General features: G+C 59.5%; 15 protein-coding genes. 5 read left to right on the forward strand and 10 right to left on the reverse strand.

Features of this window, described 5'->3' with window-relative positions; translation table 11 throughout:
* Nucleotides 1-14: 14 nt before the first annotated feature.
* The 3 genes from ACA059_RS22950 to ACA059_RS22960 all read right to left on the reverse strand — a co-directional run bounded on the left by ACA059_RS22950 (nt 15) and on the right by ACA059_RS22960 (nt 4,426).
* Nucleotides 15-1,889: an MFS transporter gene (locus tag ACA059_RS22950; protein ID WP_497631113.1), complete on the reverse strand. Its 1,875-nt coding sequence runs from the start codon at nt 1,887-1,889 to the stop codon at nt 15-17.
* 98 nt (nt 1,890-1,987) lie between these two features.
* On the reverse strand, nt 1,988-3,139 hold the full coding sequence (locus ACA059_RS22955; RefSeq protein WP_497631114.1) for a TDT family transporter: 1,152 nt from the start codon (nt 3,137-3,139) through the stop codon (nt 1,988-1,990).
* 105 nt (nt 3,140-3,244) lie between these two features.
* Complete coding sequence (locus ACA059_RS22960) at nt 3,245-4,426, reverse strand: MFS transporter (protein ID WP_497631115.1); 1,182 nt, start codon at nt 4,424-4,426, stop codon at nt 3,245-3,247.
* Nucleotides 4,427-4,517: 91 nt separating this feature from the next.
* Between ACA059_RS22960 and ACA059_RS22965 the strand changes: the two genes are divergently transcribed.
* On the forward strand, nt 4,518-5,057 hold the full coding sequence (locus ACA059_RS22965; protein WP_497631116.1) for a TetR/AcrR family transcriptional regulator: 540 nt from the start codon (nt 4,518-4,520) through the stop codon (nt 5,055-5,057).
* 250 nt (nt 5,058-5,307) lie between these two features.
* Nucleotides 5,308-8,778 carry a hybrid sensor histidine kinase/response regulator gene (locus tag ACA059_RS22970; protein WP_497631117.1) on the forward strand — a complete coding sequence of 1,157 codons (3,471 nt, stop codon included), beginning with the start codon at nt 5,308-5,310 and terminating at the stop codon, nt 8,776-8,778.
* Nucleotides 8,779-8,877: 99 nt separating this feature from the next.
* On the opposite strand, the gene ACA059_RS22975 is transcribed toward ACA059_RS22970, so the two are convergent.
* Nucleotides 8,878-10,242: a DNA recombination protein RmuC gene (locus ACA059_RS22975; protein WP_497634718.1), complete on the reverse strand. Its 1,365-nt coding sequence runs from the start codon at nt 10,240-10,242 to the stop codon at nt 8,878-8,880.
* Between the two features lie 175 nt (nt 10,243-10,417).
* The gene (locus ACA059_RS22980) at nt 10,418-10,741 is read right to left on the reverse strand and encodes an SEL1-like repeat protein (protein WP_080931979.1); all 324 of its coding nucleotides are present in this window, start codon (nt 10,739-10,741) and stop codon (nt 10,418-10,420) included.
* A gap of 998 nt (nt 10,742-11,739) precedes the next feature.
* Here ACA059_RS22980 and ACA059_RS22985 point away from each other — a divergent pair.
* The 3 genes from ACA059_RS22985 (at nt 11,740) to ACA059_RS22995 (ending at nt 14,147) form a co-directional block, all read left to right on the forward strand.
* On the forward strand, nt 11,740-11,964 hold the full coding sequence (locus tag ACA059_RS22985; protein ID WP_007898912.1) for a hypothetical protein: 225 nt from the start codon (nt 11,740-11,742) through the stop codon (nt 11,962-11,964).
* A gap of 277 nt (nt 11,965-12,241) precedes the next feature.
* Nucleotides 12,242-12,724 (forward strand): hypothetical protein, encoded by a 483-nt coding sequence (locus tag ACA059_RS22990; protein ID WP_149629091.1) that lies wholly within the window; start codon nt 12,242-12,244, stop codon nt 12,722-12,724.
* A 145-nt stretch (nt 12,725-12,869) separates the two neighbouring features.
* Nucleotides 12,870-14,147, forward strand: coding sequence for an OmpP1/FadL family transporter (locus ACA059_RS22995; RefSeq protein ID WP_497631118.1), 1,278 nt, complete (start codon nt 12,870-12,872; stop codon nt 14,145-14,147).
* A 76-nt stretch (nt 14,148-14,223) separates the two neighbouring features.
* Here the strand turns inward: ACA059_RS22995 and ACA059_RS23000 are convergent, their stop codons facing one another.
* From ACA059_RS23000 to ACA059_RS23020, 5 genes are read right to left on the reverse strand one after another with little or no spacing between them, the layout of a single operon-like run.
* Nucleotides 14,224-14,775 (reverse strand): glutathione peroxidase, encoded by a 552-nt coding sequence (locus ACA059_RS23000; RefSeq protein ID WP_056744048.1) that lies wholly within the window; start codon nt 14,773-14,775, stop codon nt 14,224-14,226.
* A 55-nt stretch (nt 14,776-14,830) separates the two neighbouring features.
* On the reverse strand, nt 14,831-14,953 hold the full coding sequence (locus ACA059_RS23005) for a hypothetical protein (protein WP_008148682.1): 123 nt from the start codon (nt 14,951-14,953) through the stop codon (nt 14,831-14,833).
* Nucleotides 14,950-16,158 (reverse strand): MFS transporter, encoded by a 1,209-nt coding sequence (locus tag ACA059_RS23010; RefSeq protein ID WP_497631119.1) that lies wholly within the window; start codon nt 16,156-16,158, stop codon nt 14,950-14,952. Before ACA059_RS23010 ends, ACA059_RS23005 begins: the two co-directional genes overlap by 4 nt.
* Nucleotides 16,159-16,210: 52 nt before the next feature.
* A complete protein-coding gene (locus ACA059_RS23015; protein ID WP_033055842.1) occupies nt 16,211-16,615 on the reverse strand; it encodes a MarR family winged helix-turn-helix transcriptional regulator in 405 nt (134 codons plus the stop codon).
* A gap of 54 nt (nt 16,616-16,669) precedes the next feature.
* Nucleotides 16,670-17,401: an adenosylcobinamide-GDP ribazoletransferase gene (locus ACA059_RS23020; protein WP_497631120.1), complete on the reverse strand. Its 732-nt coding sequence runs from the start codon at nt 17,399-17,401 to the stop codon at nt 16,670-16,672.
* Nucleotide 17,402 lies beyond the last annotated feature (1 nt).

Consider the following 17,402-nt stretch of genomic DNA (forward strand, 5'->3'; position numbering starts at 1 on the left):
CGCAACGACTGGAATTAGCGCACAGCGCCGCGCAATTCCCCCACCAACCCTTGCAAGCGGGCTGGTTCTGCCACTTCAACCGACACCGCAGGCCCTGCCACCAGCGTCACCCGTGACCACAACCGGCGAAACACGCCCTTTTGCGGATCGCGGCTGAAGAAACTCCCCCACAAACCCTGCAATGCCAACGGAATCACCGGCACCGGCGTCTCTTCGAGAATCCGCTTCAGCCCACCCTTGAACTCGTTGATCTCGCCATCGGCGGTCAATTTGCCCTCAGGGAAAATGCACACCAACTCGCCGTCCTTCAGATACTGAGCAATGTGCGTGAAGGCTTTTTCGTAGATCTGAATGTCTTCCTGACGCCCCGCGATCGGAATGGTCCCGGCCGTGCGAAAGATAAAGTTCAGCACTGGCAAGTTGTAGATCTTGTAATACATCACAAAGCGAATCGGCCGACGCACCGCGCCACCTATCAGCAAGGCATCGACGAAAGACACGTGATTGCACACCAGCAACGCCGCGCCTTCATCGGGAATCAGCTGCAGATTGCGATGCTCCACGCGGTACATGGAATGGCTGAGCAGCCAAATCATGAAACGCATGCTGAACTCGGGGACGATGCTGAAGATGTAGGCGTTGACGCCGATGTTCAGCAGCGACACCACCAGGAACAGCTGCGGGATCGACAGTTTGACCATGCTCAGCAAGACGATCGAGACAATTGCCGAGACCACCATAAACAGCGCGTTGAGAATATTGTTAGCGGCAATCACCCGCGCCCGCTCGTTCTCGGGGGTACGAGACTGAATCAGCGCGTACAGCGGCACGATGTAGAAACCGCCGAACACTCCAAGCCCGAGAATGTCGATCAACACCAGCCAGGCGTGGCCAAAACCCAAGACTTCGATCCAGCCATGGCCTATATCGCTGTCCGGAATTCCACCGGAATGCCACCACAGCAGCAAACCAAACACCGTAAGACCAAACGAGCCGAACGGCACCAGACCGATTTCGACTTTGCGCCCAGACAGTTTCTCGCAGAGCATCGAACCCAACGCGATACCGACCGAGAACACCGTAAGAATCAGCGTCACTACGGTTTCGTCGCCGTGCATCCACTCCTTGGCATAGGCCGGGATCTGCGTCAGATAAATCGCCCCGACAAACCAGAACCACGAGTTGCCCACAATCGAGCGTGACACCGCTGGCGTCTGCCCCAAGCCCAGCTTCAACGTGGCCCAGGACTGGCTGAAAATGTTCCAGTTCAGACGCATTTCCGGGGAGGCGGCCGCAGCCCGTGGAATGCTGCGACTGGCCAGATAGCCGAGCACCGCAACACCGATGATCGCCGTGGAGACGATCGGCGCGTAATGACTGGAGGACATCATGATCCCGGCACCGATGGTCCCGGCGAGGATCGCCAGGAAGGTGCCCATTTCCACGAGGCCGTTGCCACCCACCAACTCTTCGTCACGCAAGGCCTGGGGCAGGATCGAGTATTTCACCGGCCCGAACAGCGCCGAGTGAGTGCCCATGGCAAACAGCGCCACCAGCATCAGCGACAGGTGATCGAACATGAATCCGACCGCGCCTACCGCCATGATGGCGATTTCCCCGAGCTTGATCAGACGAATCAACGCGTCCTTGGCGAACTTCTCCCCGAACTGCCCGGCCAGTGCCGAGAACAGGAAGAACGGCAAGATGAACAGCAGCGCACACAGGTTGACCCAAATCGAGCGGTCACCGTCGATAGTCAACTTGTAGAGAATGGCGAGGATCAGCGACTGCTTAAAGATGTTGTCGTTGAACGCCCCGAGCGACTGCGTGACGAAGAACGGCAGGAAGCGCCGGGTGCGAAGCAAGGTGAACTGTGAGGGGTGACTCATCTTCCATGTGTCCCTGATGTTGGGTAGAGAGTGGCGTGGATGCAGTTATTGGAATATCGAACGGCGATCCAGGCCACACATTACCTAAAACTTGCAGGTTATTTCTTTAATCCTGCAATGCACGGCGAGACAAACAACTCGCCCCGCCAGGCGCCCTGCACCGTCCGTTTGGCGACGATCAGCCACATCACCGCCAGCAACACCACCAGCACGCAGCCGAAGGCGCTGAAAAACGTCAGGCTCAAGGTGCTGGCCAGTTTCAACGTCGCCAGGGAATAGACGCCCAATGGGAAGGTGAAACCCCACCAGCCGAGATTGAACGGAATACCGACGCGCAGGTAACGCAGGGTGATGAGCACCGCGATCAGCATCCACCACAGACCAAAGCCCCATAGGGTGATCCCGGCCACCAACCCCAACCCTGCGGCGATTTCACCGATGCCCGGCAGACCGTTGGCAGCAAATATGGCCGGCGCGTCCGCGCCCAGCAGCAACATGCCCAGCGCCCCGGTGCCGATCGGGCCGAGCGCCAGCCAACTAGAAGCGGCCATGTTTTCGTGGGGCAATTTATGCAGCGCCATGCGCAGCAACAGAATGGTCAGAATGCTGAACGCCACCGGTAAGGAAAATGCCCAAAGCACGTAGCTTGTCACCAGCACCACCAGTTGCGAATGGGCATCCGCCAGGTGCGGCGCCAGCAGACCACCGCTGGCGGCCGCCACTTCTGCTGCCACCACCGGCAATAGCCAGACGGCGGTCATCTGGTCGATGCTGTGTTCCTGACGGGTAAACATCAGGTAGGGAATGAGCACGCCGCACGCCACAGACATCGCCACATCCAGCCACCACAGCACCTCGGCGACAGGAATCACGGCCTCGCCCCAACGCGGCAGACCGAACAGCAAGAAACCATTAATGATGGTCGCCAGGCCCATGGGGATGGTGCCAAAAAACATCGAAACCGTGGAGTGACCGAAAATCCGCCGCGCCTCATCGAAAAACAGCGCCCAACGCGTCGCGTATACCGCAGTGAACAAAACGAACAACACGATGTTGAACAGCCAAAGGGCTTCGGCAATCGCATGCAAACCGGCATTTGCGCCAGGCAGCTGCGCCAGCGCCAACGCCAGCACACCGGTGCCCATGGTGGCGGCGAACCAGTTCGGTGTGAACTGGCGGATGACTTCACGCGGATGCTGCAAATGACTGAAAGGTTTGAAACCGGCTGGGGCAGTGTTGGGGCATGTCATGGTGAACTCCTGTCCTCTGTTGAGGTGGAGTTCATGGTAGATCCGAATCGAATATCGATATAACGGGTAATATCTCTAACTGTTATCTGTTTTGCAGATATGCCATCAGGTGCAGACTTTCATGGACTGCTGACGCATCAACGCGAGCAGAGCGCCGACCGAGAGAGTAATCAGCACGGCGCCGTAACCATCGGTGGTGGCCACCAGCCCAAAGGTCCGGGTCAAGTTCCCGGCCAGCAACGACGGCAAGCAGAAGGCCAGATAACTGAGCACGTAGTAAGCCGACATCAACCCGGCCCGTTCATGGGGCAAGGCCAGCGGCACGACACTGCGCAATGCACCGAGGAAACCGGCGCCGAAACCGCACCCGGCCACCAGTGTCCCGACGAAAAACAGCGTAAGGCTGGCGCTGTGCACCGCCATCAGAATCAGTGCGACGCCGACAGGCAGCAGACTGCCGCCCAATCGCAAAACCTTGTCGGCCGGCCGATTACGCAGGGTGTAGATCATCAACGCACCGGTTACCGTCAACACGGCGACCGTCGCACCGCCAATCAGATTTGAGGTCGATCCGGTGGCCGTGCGCACCAGAGACGGTGCCAAAGAGGCGTAAAAACCACCGAGCGCCCACACCGCAATGTTAATCGGCAGCACCAGCCCCAACGCACGCCGCGCCTGGATCGGCACATGCAGTGTCGGACGCAGCGAGGCCCAGGCTCCCGGTTGGGGGCTGACGCTTTCCGGCAAACGCCAGATGTACAGCGCTTGCATCACAAACAGCGCGAACAGCACCCAATAGGTCAACTGCAATGGCAGTGGTGCAAACTCAGCCAACAAGCCGCAGCCCATCGCGCCCGCCGCCATGCCCAGCAACGGCGCCACACTGTTGACCAGCGGCCCTTGCTGGCGATCGGTGTCCAGCAGCGCCGCACTCAATACGGCCGTGGCCATACCCGTCGCAAAACCCTGAAGCACTCGTGCGCTGATCAACCAGGCGACACTGTCTGCGTTGATAAACAACAGCATCGCCAGCATGTTCATCATCACAGCGGTGAAGATCACCGGTTTGCGCCCCAGGTGATCCGAGAGCGAACCGACCGTGAGCAATGCCGCCAGCAAGCTGATCGCGTATACGCCGAAAATCAGGGTCAGGGTCGCTGCCGAGAATTGCAGGTGCTCCTGGTACAGGTGATACAACGGCGTCGGCGCCGTGGACGCCGCAAGAAAACTGAGTAAGGTGATCGCCAGGAACCACAGGCTTGAACGATTAGACGTTGAACTGGACATGGGCACACTCCGCAAAAGCTAACTTTTTGCTTTTGCGGAGTGTGCTACCGGCTAGCGCTTAAAGCAAATTCTTTGTGTTAAGGTCCGATGCATGGCTATTAAAGAAGGTTTACGCCCTGGCGGAAGAAGTGCCCGGGTGCAAGAGTCGGTTCACTCGGCAGTCCGCGATCTTCTCGAAGAGCAGGACCGCGCCACCGTAACCGTCCCACAAATCGCCGCGCGCGCCGGCGTCACGCCGTCGACGATCTACCGGCGCTGGGGCGATTTGTCAGTGTTGTTGGCGGACGTCGCCCTCGCCCGCATGCGCCCCGAGAGCGAGCCGGCCAATACCGGCAGCCTGCATGGTGACGTGCGCGCCTGGGCCGAGCAGTATCTGGACGAGATGAGTTCCGAGCCCGGCCGCAACATCTTGCGCGACGTGCAATGCAGCACCACGCCAGCCCTTTGCGCGACGATCATTGGCGGGCAGTTGCAGACGATTCTGGATCGTTACCCTGATCAGCCGAAGCCGAACGTTGATCGGCTGATCAACATGGTGGCGGCGCCGACGGTGTTTCGTATCCTGTTTTCAGCGGCGCCGCTGGAGGTTGAGGAATTGCATCGGTTGATCGAGATTGCGCTGAGTCAGTGATACCGCCATCGCGAGCAAGCTCGCTCCCACACTGGATGTATGTTGCTCACAAATAATGTGTTCACTGAAGATCAAATGTGGGAGCGAGCTTGCTCGCGATGAGGCCTGCACAAACACCCAAGATCCAACTGGCACGCACCCTGCGACACCCCGCCGCGCCGCGACCTTGGTCGACACTGACTAACCCCTGCCATCGTGCGAGACTGTCTGTCCGGGCGGGAGTCCCGGGTGTCTTTTGTCAGGAGTTCCCATGTCGCTGTCCAGCGGGCTGATCGCCGCCGTCGCCCTGGCCTATATGGCCATCATGTTCGCCATCGCCTTCTACGGCGACCGTCGCAGCACGCCGTTGCCGCCGCGAGTGCGCGCCTGGGTGTACAGCCTGTCGCTGGCCGTCTATTGCACCAGTTGGACCTTCTTTGGCGCCGTGGGCCAGGCCGCCGAACAGCTCTGGTCTTTCCTGCCGATCTACCTCGGGCCGATCCTGCTGCTGGTGTGCGCGCCGTGGGTCCTGCAAAAAATGGTGATGATCAGCAAGCAGGAGAACATCACCTCCATCGCCGACTTCATCGCCGCGCGTTATGGCAAATCCCAGTCGCTGGCGGTGGTAGTGGCGCTGATCTGCCTGGTCGGCGTGTTGCCCTACATCGCACTGCAACTCAAGGGCATCGTGCTCGGGGTGAACTTGCTGATCGGCGCCGGTGCCGACGCCATGGGCACTCGCGCCCAGGACACGGCGCTGATCGTGTCGCTGGTGCTGGCGCTGTTCACCATCGTCTTCGGTACCCGCAACCTCGACGCCACGGAACACCACCGCGGCATGGTGCTGGCGATTGCGTTCGAATCGCTGGTCAAGCTGTTTGCTTTTCTCGCGGTCGGCGCGTTCGTGACCTACGGCCTGTACGACGGTTTCGAAGACCTGTTCGACCAGGCCATGCTCGCCCCGCGTCTGGAAGAATACTGGAAGGAAACCATCAACTGGCCGTCGATGGTGGTGCAGACCGGCGTGGCGATGATGGCAATCATCTGCCTGCCCCGGCAGTTCCACGTGACCGTGGTGGAGAACATCGATCCTCAGGATCTGCGCCTGGCCAAATGGGTGTTTCCAGCCTATCTGGCGCTGGCGGCGCTGTTCGTCGTTCCTATCGCCCTCGCCGGTCAGATGCTGCTGCCGAGTTCGGTGCTGCCGGACTCGTTTGTGATCAGCCTGCCGCTGGCCCAATCCCATCCTGCCCTGGCGATGCTGGCGTTTATCGGTGGCGCCTCGGCGGCGACCGGCATGGTGATTGTCGCCAGCGTGGCGCTGTCGACCATGGTCTCCAACGACATGCTGTTGCCATGGTTGCTGCGGCGCAACAACGCCGAGCGGCCGTTCGAAGTGTTCCGCCAGTGGATGCTTTCGGTGCGCCGAGTGAGCATTGTGGTGATTCTACTGCTGGCCTATGTCAGTTATCGCCTGCTCGGCTCGACGGCGAGCCTGGCGACCATCGGCCAGATCGCCTTCGCCGCCGTGACCCAACTGGCCCCGGCCATGCTCGGCGCGCTGTACTGGAAACAAGCCAACCGCCGGGGAGTATTCGCCGGCCTCGCCGCCGGGACATTCCTCTGGTTCTACACCCTGATTTTGCCGATAGCGGCCCACAGCCTCGGGTTGTCCTTGAGCAGTTTCCCGGGGCTGGCTTGGTTGCACAGCAACCCGCTGAAACTGCCGCTCACCCCGTTGACACAAGGCGTGGTGTTGTCGCTTGCAGCCAACTTCACGCTGTTCGCCTGGGTGTCGGTGCTGTCGCGTACGAGGGTTTCGGAACATTGGCAGGCGGGTCGCTTCATCGGTCAGGAAATCAGCGCTCGCCCCAGCGCCCGTTCGATGCTGTCGGTGCAGATCGACGATTTGTTGCAGCTGGCCGCACGCTTCGTCGGCGAAGAACGCGCCCGTCAGAGTTTTATCCGCTTCGCCTACCGTCAGGGCAAAGGCTTCAACCCGAACCAGAACGCCGATGGTGAATGGATCGCCCATACCGAACGGTTGCTGGCCGGTGTGCTGGGTGCTTCTTCGACCCGGGCGGTGGTAAAAGCCGCCATCGAAGGTAGGGAAATGCAACTCGAGGACGTCGTCCGAATCGCCGACGAAGCCTCGGAAGTGCTGCAATTCAACCGCGCGCTGCTGCAAGGCGCGATCGAGAACATCACCCAAGGCATCAGTGTGGTCGACCAGTCACTGAAACTGGTGGCCTGGAACCGTCGCTATCTGGAGCTGTTCAACTACCCGGATGGACTGATCAGGCTTGGCCGCCCGATTGCCGACATCATTCGCTACAACGCCGAGCGCGGCCTGTGCGGTCCCGGCGAAGCCGAAGTGCACGTCGCCCGTCGCTTGCACTGGATGCGTCAGGGCCGCGCTCATACTTCTGAAAGACTTTTCCCAAATGGCCGTGTGATCGAGCTGATCGGCAACCCGATGCCGGGCGGCGGTTTTGTCATGAGTTTCACCGACATCACCGCGTTCCGCGAGGCTGAGCAAGCGTTGACCGAAGCCAACGAGGGCCTGGAGCGACGGGTCACCGAGCGGACCCACGAACTGTCGCAACTCAACGTCGCCCTGACCGAAGCCAAGGGCACCGCAGAGTCGGCCAACCAGTCGAAAACCCGTTTCCTGGCGGCGGTCAGCCACGACTTGATGCAACCGTTGAACGCGGCGCGACTATTCTCGGCCGCCCTTTCCCACCAAGACGACGGTCTCTCCGGTGAGGCGCAGAAACTGGTCCATCACCTGGACACTTCACTGCGCTCGGCCGAGGATTTGATCAGCGACCTGCTGGACATTTCCCGCCTGGAAAACGGCAAGATCAACTCTGATCCAAAACCGTTCGTGCTCAATGAGATGTTCGACGTCCTCGGTGCCGAGTTCAAGGCGCTGGCCCGCGACCAGGGTCTGAAATTCCGCGTCAGGGGCAGTACGTTGCGCGTCGACAGCGACATCAAACTGTTGCGACGAATCCTGCAGAACTTCCTGACCAATGCCTTCCGCTACGCCAAAGGCCCGGTGCTGCTAGGGGTTCGCCGACGCAAGGGAGAGCTGTGCCTGGAAGTCTGGGACCGTGGTCCGGGCATTCCGCTGGATAAACAGCAGGTCATTTTCGAAGAATTCAAACGCCTCGACAGCCACCAGACGCGCGCTGAAAAAGGCCTGGGGTTGGGCCTGGCGATCGCCGACGGGTTGTGTCGCGTGCTGGGTCATACCTTGCGCGTACGCTCCTGGCCGGGGCGCGGCAGCGTGTTCAGCGTCAGTGTGCCGCTGGCTCGAGCTCAAGCCGCCCTGCCGACCAAGAGCGCCGAACTCAACGGAAAATTGTTGAGCGGCACGCAGGTACTGTGCATCGACAACGAAGACAGCATCCTGATCGGCATGAACAGTTTGCTCACGCGTTGGGGTTGTCAGGTCTGGACCGCGCGCAACCGCGATGAATGCGCGGCGCTGCTCAGCGACGGGATGCGACCTCAATTGGCCTTGGTGGATTACCACCTGGACGATGGCGAGACAGGGACCGAGCTGATGGCATGGCTGCGAACCCGATTGGGTGAGCCAGTGCCAGGGGTTGTGATCAGCGCCGATGGTCGACCGGAGACGGTGGCCCAGGTGCATGCGGCGGGGCTGGATTACCTGGCTAAACCGGTGAAACCGGCGGCGTTGCGGGCGTTACTGAGCCGGCATTTGCCGTTGTAACGCCAAAGTCAAAAGATCGCAGCCTTCGGCAGCTCCTACACGGTTTGCGTATCCCCGTAGGAGCTGCCGAACGCTGCGATCTTTTGATCTTTGTAACTGTTATTCGGGCAACTCGGCCAACCCATCCACATCCGTCATCGCCCGTTCCAGCAAGTCTGCCGGCAGGCTCTTGCTCGCCCGCGCGCCAAGCAACTTGAGCTGCTCGGCGCGGCTGACCAGATTGCCGCGGCCTTCCGTCAGCTTGTTGCGCGCCGAGCTGTAGGCTTTATCCAGTTGCTGTAATCGATTGCCGACTTCATCCAGATCCTGGATGAACAACACGAACTTGTCGTACAGCCACCCCGCCCGCTCGGCGATTTCCCGGGCGTTCTGGCTCTGGCGCTCCTGCTTCCACAGGCTGTCGATGACGCGCAGGGTCGCCAGCAACGTGGTCGGGCTGACGATCACGATGTTGCGATCGAAGGCCTCTTGGAACAACGTCGGCTCAGCCTGCAATGCGGCGGAAAACGCCGCTTCGATCGGTACGAAAAGCAGGACGAAATCCAGGCTGTGCAAACCGTCGAGACGCTTGTAATCCTTGCCGGCCAGCCCTTTGACGTGAGTGCGCAGGGACAGCACGTGCTGCTTGATGGCGATCTGGCCGATGGCATCGTCTTCGGCCGCGACGTATTGCTGATAGGCCGTGAGGCTGACCTTGGAGTCGACCACCACCTGCTTGTCGCCCGGCAGATAAATGATCACGTCCGGCTGGAAACGCTCACCGTCCGGCCCCTTGAGGTTGACCTGGGTCTGATACTCGCGCCCCTTCTCAAGACCCGCGTGTTCAAGCACCCGTTCAAGAATCAGCTCGCCCCAGTTACCTTGGGTTTTCTGCCCTTTCAAGGCGCGGGTCAGGTTGGTGGCTTCGTCGCTCAGGCGCAGGTTCAGCTGTTGCAGCCGCTCCAGTTCCTTGGCCAGGGAAAAACGTTCGCGGGCTTCAGCCTGATAGCTTTCTTCGACGCGTTTTTCGAAGGACTGGATGCGTTCTTTCAATGGATCGAGCAACTGACCGAGGCGTTGTTGACTGGTTTCGGCAAAGCGCTGTTCGCGCTCGTCGAAGATTTTGCCGGCCAGCTCGGCGAACTGCGCTCGCAGCTCGTCTCGCGAGCCCTGCAGGTCGTTAAGGCGCTGCTGATGGCTTTCCTGCTGCTCACGTAGCTCGGCGTTGAGCGAAGCGGCCTGGGCGTCCAGGCGACGCAACTCAGCCTCTTTGCCGGCGCGTTCCAGGTTCCAGGCGTGGGCGGCGTCGCGTGCGTCGTCACGTTCGATCTGCAGCAGTTCGACTTCACGGCGCACAGCGGCCAGGTCTGCTTGTTTGGCGGCGTTGGCCTGGCCCAGATCACCGACTTCATCGCGACAGGCTTCGAGTTGCGCGTTCAATCCATCCTGAGCCAGATGGGCCATGGCCAGACGCTCTTCCAGCAGCGCAACCTCTGACTGCGTGGCGCTCGCTCGGCGCTGAAGTTGCCAGGCCAGTACCAATAACGGCAGCGCAGCGCCCGCCAGACCGAGCAATGCGCTGGTCAAGTCCATAGCCATAGCCACTCCTGCCAATGAAATAAAGCTTGAAGGTTAACCAAGGCGTCAGGTCTTGGACAGCTCAGTCTTCGATCAGTCCCAGTTCCTGCTGGGCGCGCCGATCCCCTGCCCGCGCGGCCGAACGCAAAAGGTCCTGGCCGATACGGCGATCCCGGGCATTCCCGCATTCACGGCACATCAGTTGACCGAGTCGGCTTTGCGCGGCCACGACCCCTTCACGGGCTGGCTGCTTGAGCAAACGTCCGGCGAAGTGTTTGACGTTGGGGTTTTCGCCCAGACGCGGGCTGTCCAGCAGCCACTCGGCCACACGCATCGAAAAGCGCTTGGGCGGGGTAACGCTGGGAGGTGTGGAGGTTGCAGAGACTGATACTGAGCGAAACTTCATAAAGCACTGTGGGGCAGATCGGAAGGCGCGCCACTCTACTCTTTTTTTCTTACAGGTAAAGCCTAAAAAAACCCGGCACGCCCGTCCTAGAGCAAGCGCTCGGGACAATCCACAGAAGCTGTGGATAACTCAGTGGACAACCGCCCTTGAACTCTCGCAAAGCCCTATGGAATGGGGCTCGCAGTCAAACTGACGATTTTTTCACCAGTAAAAAAAAGCGATGTTTTTCATTGACTTAAATTTTGGTTACAGGCACCCACTGCGTTTGAAGGGAAGATGACAGCGGCGTGACACCCTCCGTCACTTATGTGCACAAGTACCTTCGAGGCAGTTATATCGATGCGCTTTTTCGGCGCATTTTTTGCCTGCACCTGGGGATAAACCTTGGCAAACCCATGATCCAGGCCGGTCCTGGCCCGATGAGCCGTGACTACCAATGGTCGGAATTTGTGCTATTACAGGGCAAGTCCGCGGGTCATGGCGTTTTCCGAGCGCCAAACCGGACGTTGAATGACGGCGACCAGAGAACTTTTTTGCTAACACACTTCCCTTCAGCAATTCAATCCGTTAGTATCCGCGGCGTTAGTACCAAGCTGAAAGTCAATTCTGGTCGAACAAATCCCCCCGGTCAGCCTTCCCAAAGGAAGCCTCCACCGACAAAGCGGGATCGACCACCTCGATGGTTTCCAGGTAAACCTTGCGTCAACACAGCCTTTGAATCGAAAGCAAAGGGTGTTGCGAAGCTCACTTACTCTGACCGAACCAACCTGCAAATTGATCAGGATCTTCACCCCGGGCCCAGAACCTTTGCCCTTGATGTGTTGCCTGCCCTCCTAAGTACCTACCTGCCAGCCCAAGCGCGCCAATTTATCAGCGCTTCAAACTGGCTGCTTTGTTCCAGTCGGGTTCTTCGTTCGACCAATGGTGGTCGTCGTCACTGGAACGTTTTAACTTTGCACGGTTCTTATCCGTGTCGCTTGTAGGAACACCCAATGACTATGTCTACTCAAATCCACACCCAGGATGCCATTCGCACCCTAACCAATGCTTTTGCACCAATGAACTGCCTGATCATGGCTGCTCGCAAAGGCTGCTTCAGCTTCACTCTGGTCAACGAACACGGCATCGCTCGTCACAGCGAACGCCTCTACCCCGATCAATACTCCAGCGCCGAGCCGCTGCAGGCCGTGATCGAGCGTACCCGTCAGGCACTGGTTGCCTGATACGCCAGAAAGACTGAAAACCTCTAAAGCCTCGCTCAAAAAGCGGGGCTTTTTATTGCCCGATATTTCTCTTTTCACTGCCACCGCCTAAGCACTAAGCGATATAACGGTTATAACTCGCAGCCGGAAATATTTTAAAAACAGGCCTTTACGGCGCGAATATGACACTACACTTCAACTCAAGCGGATTCATCCGCTTCCGGCGAGCCCTGAGTCGATTCACCCGCTGCCAACGCTACCTTCAGGTATCGCCGACCATCCAAGTTTCGAGGGCTATATGGGTATCGCTGCCAGCGAACTGTGCCGTTATGTGATCCGCCCGACATTGATTTACCTCGGGCGCCATAGCGCAACTGCCGAATCCCTGCTGCTGGGCATTGCCGCCAGCCAGTCAGCCCTTGGAACGGCCCTGCATGACCGCCGTGGACACGGCCTGTACCGAATCGCCGAACCCCGCCATCAAGCACTTTGGGACCACTACCTGGCACTTGACCCGGAACGCGCAAGCCTGGTTCGTGGTCTGGCCAGCCAACATGCGTTCCTGAGTGGTCCGCACCTCGAATTGACCGTCAACCTGCGTTACGCCACAGCCATCGCCTGGCTGCTGGTAGAAGAACAGAACACCCCCCTCCCCGAAGCAGACGACCTACTGGGCATGGCTCGCATCTGGCGCCAGACCTTCCAGCCTCAAGGACGCCTGAGAGACTTCACCTGCGCCTGGCAAACCTGTGTTTCACCGCTGAATCAGGTCGCCTGCTGATCTGCTGTTTCCACAAGATCGCGCAACTGCTGCGATTTTGGTCGGATTGTCCTACAAAACCGCTCTAAATCAAGCCTCACAGCCTATAGCGCTGGGACGAAAATGTTGGTAATTTTCGCCCCGGTGATCACCAGGAGTTCTAATAATGAAAAAAGTAATGCTCAAAACCACCCTTAGCCTCGCCGTTACCTTGGCATCCACCCAAATCTTCGCAAGTGGCTTCGCCCTTAACGAACAAAGCATCAGCGGGATGGGGACAGGTTTTGCCGGGCGATCTTCTTCTGCCGACGACGCATCCACCGTTTTTGGCAACCCTGCCGGCATGTCTCGCCTCAAGCGCGAACAAGTGACCGGTGGTGTTGCATTTATCGACGCGCACGCTGATATCAGTGATGCCAGCTCCCGCCCGAATAGTGGTACCAACAAAGGTGACATGGTCCCTTTCATGGGCGTGCCCATGGGCTACTACGTAAAGCCAATCGATGACCAGTGGGCAGTCGGTTTCGGCGTCTACGCTCCATTCGGCCTGGTGACCGACTACGAGAACGGCTTCGCCGGCAAATACTTCGGCAGCAAGAGCGAAGTCAAAATCGTGACTCTCCAGCCAACCGTCAGCTACGCCTTCAACGACAAGGTGTCGATCGGTTTCGGTCCGACCATCAACCGCATCGACGGTACCCTGGAATCGAACCTGTCGCTGACCCCACGTGCACCGGACGGTGAAGTCAAGATCAAGGGTGACGACACGGCGCTGGGCTACAACATCGGTATCCTGGTTCAAGCCACCGACAGCACTCGCGTCGGCCTGACCTATCACTCGAAAGTGAAGTACAAGCTCGAGGGTGACACCAAGGTCAACTACGGCTTCCTCACGAACCTGCGTCAGAACCCGAACCAGAAGTACGACGCCTCGCTGGATATCACCACGCCTGAGTCGGTCGACTTCTCGGTCACTCATCAGCTGGACGACCAGTGGACCCTCTACGCAGGCAGCACCTGGACTCGCTGGAGCCGCCTGAAGGAAATCAGCGTCGAAAACAGCGGTGTTCCTGCTGCCCTGGCCCCCCAGTTCGGCACCATCACTGAAGAGCAGAACTGGCACGACACCTGGGCTCACGCCATCGGTGCTTCCTATCAGTTGAACAAGCAGTGGGTGCTGCGTACCGGCCTGTCGGTTGACCAGTCGCCGACCAACAACGAAAACCGCTCTCCACGCATCCCGACTGGCGATCGCAAGATTTTCAGCCTGGGCGCCGGCTGGAGCCCGACCGACGACCTGACCATCGACGTAGCGTATTCGTACCTGCGCGAAGAGTCGGTCAAGGTCAACAACAGCAACGGTGCACCTCGCAACCAGAGCTACAACGCCAAGTATGAAAACTGGGCGAACGGTTTCGGTGTTGGCGCGACCTACCGCTTCTGACGGTTCCTCACTCGCCGCCTGAACTGAAAAAGCCCCGCTCTCTTGTACAGAAGCGGGGCTTTTTAATGGGCGTCGATCAGGGTTGCGAGGCCAGTGCCTTCTCCACCGCCTCGATGAACTCAGGATCGTCAGGCTTGGTCAGGCTGGAAAAACTGGCAATCACCTTGCCCTTGCGATCGACCACGTACTTGTAGAAGTTCCACTTCGGCGCGGTGCTCTGCTTGGCGATGATCTTGAACAAGTGAGTCGCGTCATTACCGCGGACTTTCTGCGGTTCAGTCATGGTGAACGTCACGCCGTAGTTCACGTAGCAGACCTTGGCAGTCTCTTCGCCATCCTTGGACTCTTGCTTGAAGTCGTTGGACGGAACGCCGATTACTTCCAGCCCCTGATCCTTGTAACGCTGATTCAGCGCCTCAAGGCTTTTGAACTGCGGGGCGAAACCACAGAAGCTCGCGGTATTGACCACCACCAGCGGTTTGCCGGCGAAGCGCTGGCACAGGTCGATGGATTCCTTGGCGCGCAACTTGGGCAACGAGCCTTGCAAAAGCTCCGGGCATTCGGCGGCTTGAGCCAATCCACTAAACGCCACCAGTAACGCGGGAACTGCGAGCCAACGCATCAGCATGTCGGTGCATCCTTGAGAAATCGTCAAAAACGAAGTTACTCGCCCTCCTATCCTGCTAGCAAGCACCCATGCCCAGTTGCATCAACGCCAGCCCGCCCTGATGCCAGCCCCACCACGACAGGGCCAGCAGCAAGGCGCAGACAGCGACGACAGCGATCCGCGGCCAGAGACTGTTCATATCGCACTCATCTGTGTTTGCAGGCGCGCCACCGGCTGCTCACGCACCGGCCAGTTCAGGGCTGCAGCCAACAGGCTCAAGAGAATCGCTACCTGCCAGATCAAGTCATAGCTCCCGGTTCGGTCATACACCACCCCGCCCAACCAGCCGCCGAGGAACGATCCGAGCTGGTGAAACAGGAAAACAATCCCACCGAGCATGGACAGATTTCGCACGCCGAACAAGGTCGCGACGGTGCCGTTGGTCAAGGGCACGGTCGACAGCCACAGGAAGCCCATCGCCATGCCAAACAGGTAAGCGGTGGTCGTCGTGACGGGCGCCCACAGGAACAACCCGATCACCACTGCCCGCAGCAGATACAGGCCGGTGAGCAAACGTGGCTTGGACATCCGTCCGCCAAGCCAGCCCGCCGTGTAGGTACCGAAAATATTGAACAGCCCGATCAGCGCCAGCACCGTCGTGCCGACGCTCGCCGGAAGGTGCTGATCCACCAGATAAGCCGGCAAGTGCACGCCGATGAATACCACCTGGAAGCCGCAAACAAAAAAGCCGAACGCCAGCAGCCAGAATCCCGAATGGGAACAGGCCTCGCGCAGGGCTTCGGACAGTGTTTGTTCATGACCGAACACCGGCAGCGGTTTGTCCTTGAGCATGCTCACCAGCGGCACGATCAGGGCCACCAACAGGCCCAACACCAGCAATGCCGCGGACCAGCCGAGCCAGCCGATCAACCCCAGCGTACCGGGCAACATGGCGAACTGGCCGAAAGAGCCGGCAGCGCTGGCAATGCCCATGCCCATGCTGCGTTTCTCCGGCGGCACTGCGCGGCCGACCACGCCGAGGATCACCGAAAACGAAGTGCCCGACAGGCCAATACCGATCAACAAGCCGGCACTCAGGGACAAGGTCACGGCCGAATCCGACAGGCCCATGAACACCAGACCCACCGCATACAGGACACCGCCGACCAGCACTACTTTCGCGGCGCCAAAGCGGTCGGCCAGCGCGCCGGTGAAGGGTTGCGCCAGGCCCCAAATCAGGTTCTGCAAGGCAATGGCGAAGGCAAACGTCTCACGCCCCCAGCCGAATTCGGCACTCATTGGTGCCAGAAACAGCCCGAAGCCGTGCCGTACGCCCAAGGACAACGCGAGAATCAGCGCACTCCCCACCAACACCCAACCACACGTACGCCACATCGATGTCATTCTTATTCTCCGGTAGCGGGTATATACCCGCTTAAGATCGGAAAAACCGGCATCACGCCAGTTCGTCCAGCAGTCGCAGCAAGGTTTCGCGTTTCTCGGCACCCAGACGGTCAATCAACCGCTGTTGCGCCGCTTCCCAGGCTGGTAACGCCGCTTTCAGGCGTTCAACACCGGCCTCGGTGAGCATGACGATGCGGTTACGCATGTCTTCGCCCTCGACCAGCATCAACAGGCCTTCGCCTTCCAGCACCCGCAGATTGCGCCCCAAGGTGCTGCGATCCAGCCCCATGGCCTCGGCCAACGTGGAAATACTCGGTTTATCCAGACGCTGCAGATTACACAGCAGAGAATACTGGGCGACGTTGATCCCGAAGCCGTCGAGAGCGCCGTCGTAATGCCTGCTGACGCCACGGGCGGCGCGACGCAGGTTGATGCATAAACATTGGGAGTCGAGCATGGTGCGTGTATATACCCGCGGTTGTGTTAAATCAAGTTACATGATGTGGGAAGTTCAGCAGATCGCCAATCCCACCAGCACCGCGACCTCAAGGATTTCCAGCAACGCCCCCGCCGTATCGCCCGTCGTGCCGCCCAATCGGCGCAGCATCACTTGCCGCAGCCAGACAAACACCAGCGCCGCCAGCACCACTGCCAACACGCCGCTGAGGCCGGCAATCAAAACACACGCCAATGCACTCACCGCCAACACCTGCTTGCCCGCCAAACGCGGCAGATGATCGGCCAGCGCTTGCCCCAAGCCACCGGCGCGCACATAAGGCGTGGTCAGGAACAAGCCCAGCATCGCGCTGCGCCCGATCAACGGAACAATGATCAGGACAACGGCGTGTTGCTGCTCGATCAATGCCAGTAACGCGGCGAATTTGAGCAGCAACACCAGCACCAGCGCCACGACCGCAATCGGCCCGCTGCGCGGGTCCTTCATGATCGTCAACGTGCGCTCTCGATCGCCGAACCCACCGAGCCACGCATCGGCGCTGTCGGCCAGGCCGTCCAGGTGCAACGCGCCGCTGAGCAATACCCAAACCGTCAGCAACAGCGCTGCGTGAAGCAACAACGGGGTGCCGAGCAGCAGCCAGTTGAACGCCCACAAAATCCCGCCGAACAGCAGGCCGACCAGCGGATAAAACAGCAACGACCGCCCCAATTCCTGTGGTTCCGGGATGCCCGGCAGACGAATCGGCAGACTGCTCAAAAATTGCAGGGCGATCCAGAACGGCAACATG

This window comes from Pseudomonas sp. LBUM1647 (genome assembly GCF_059716175.1).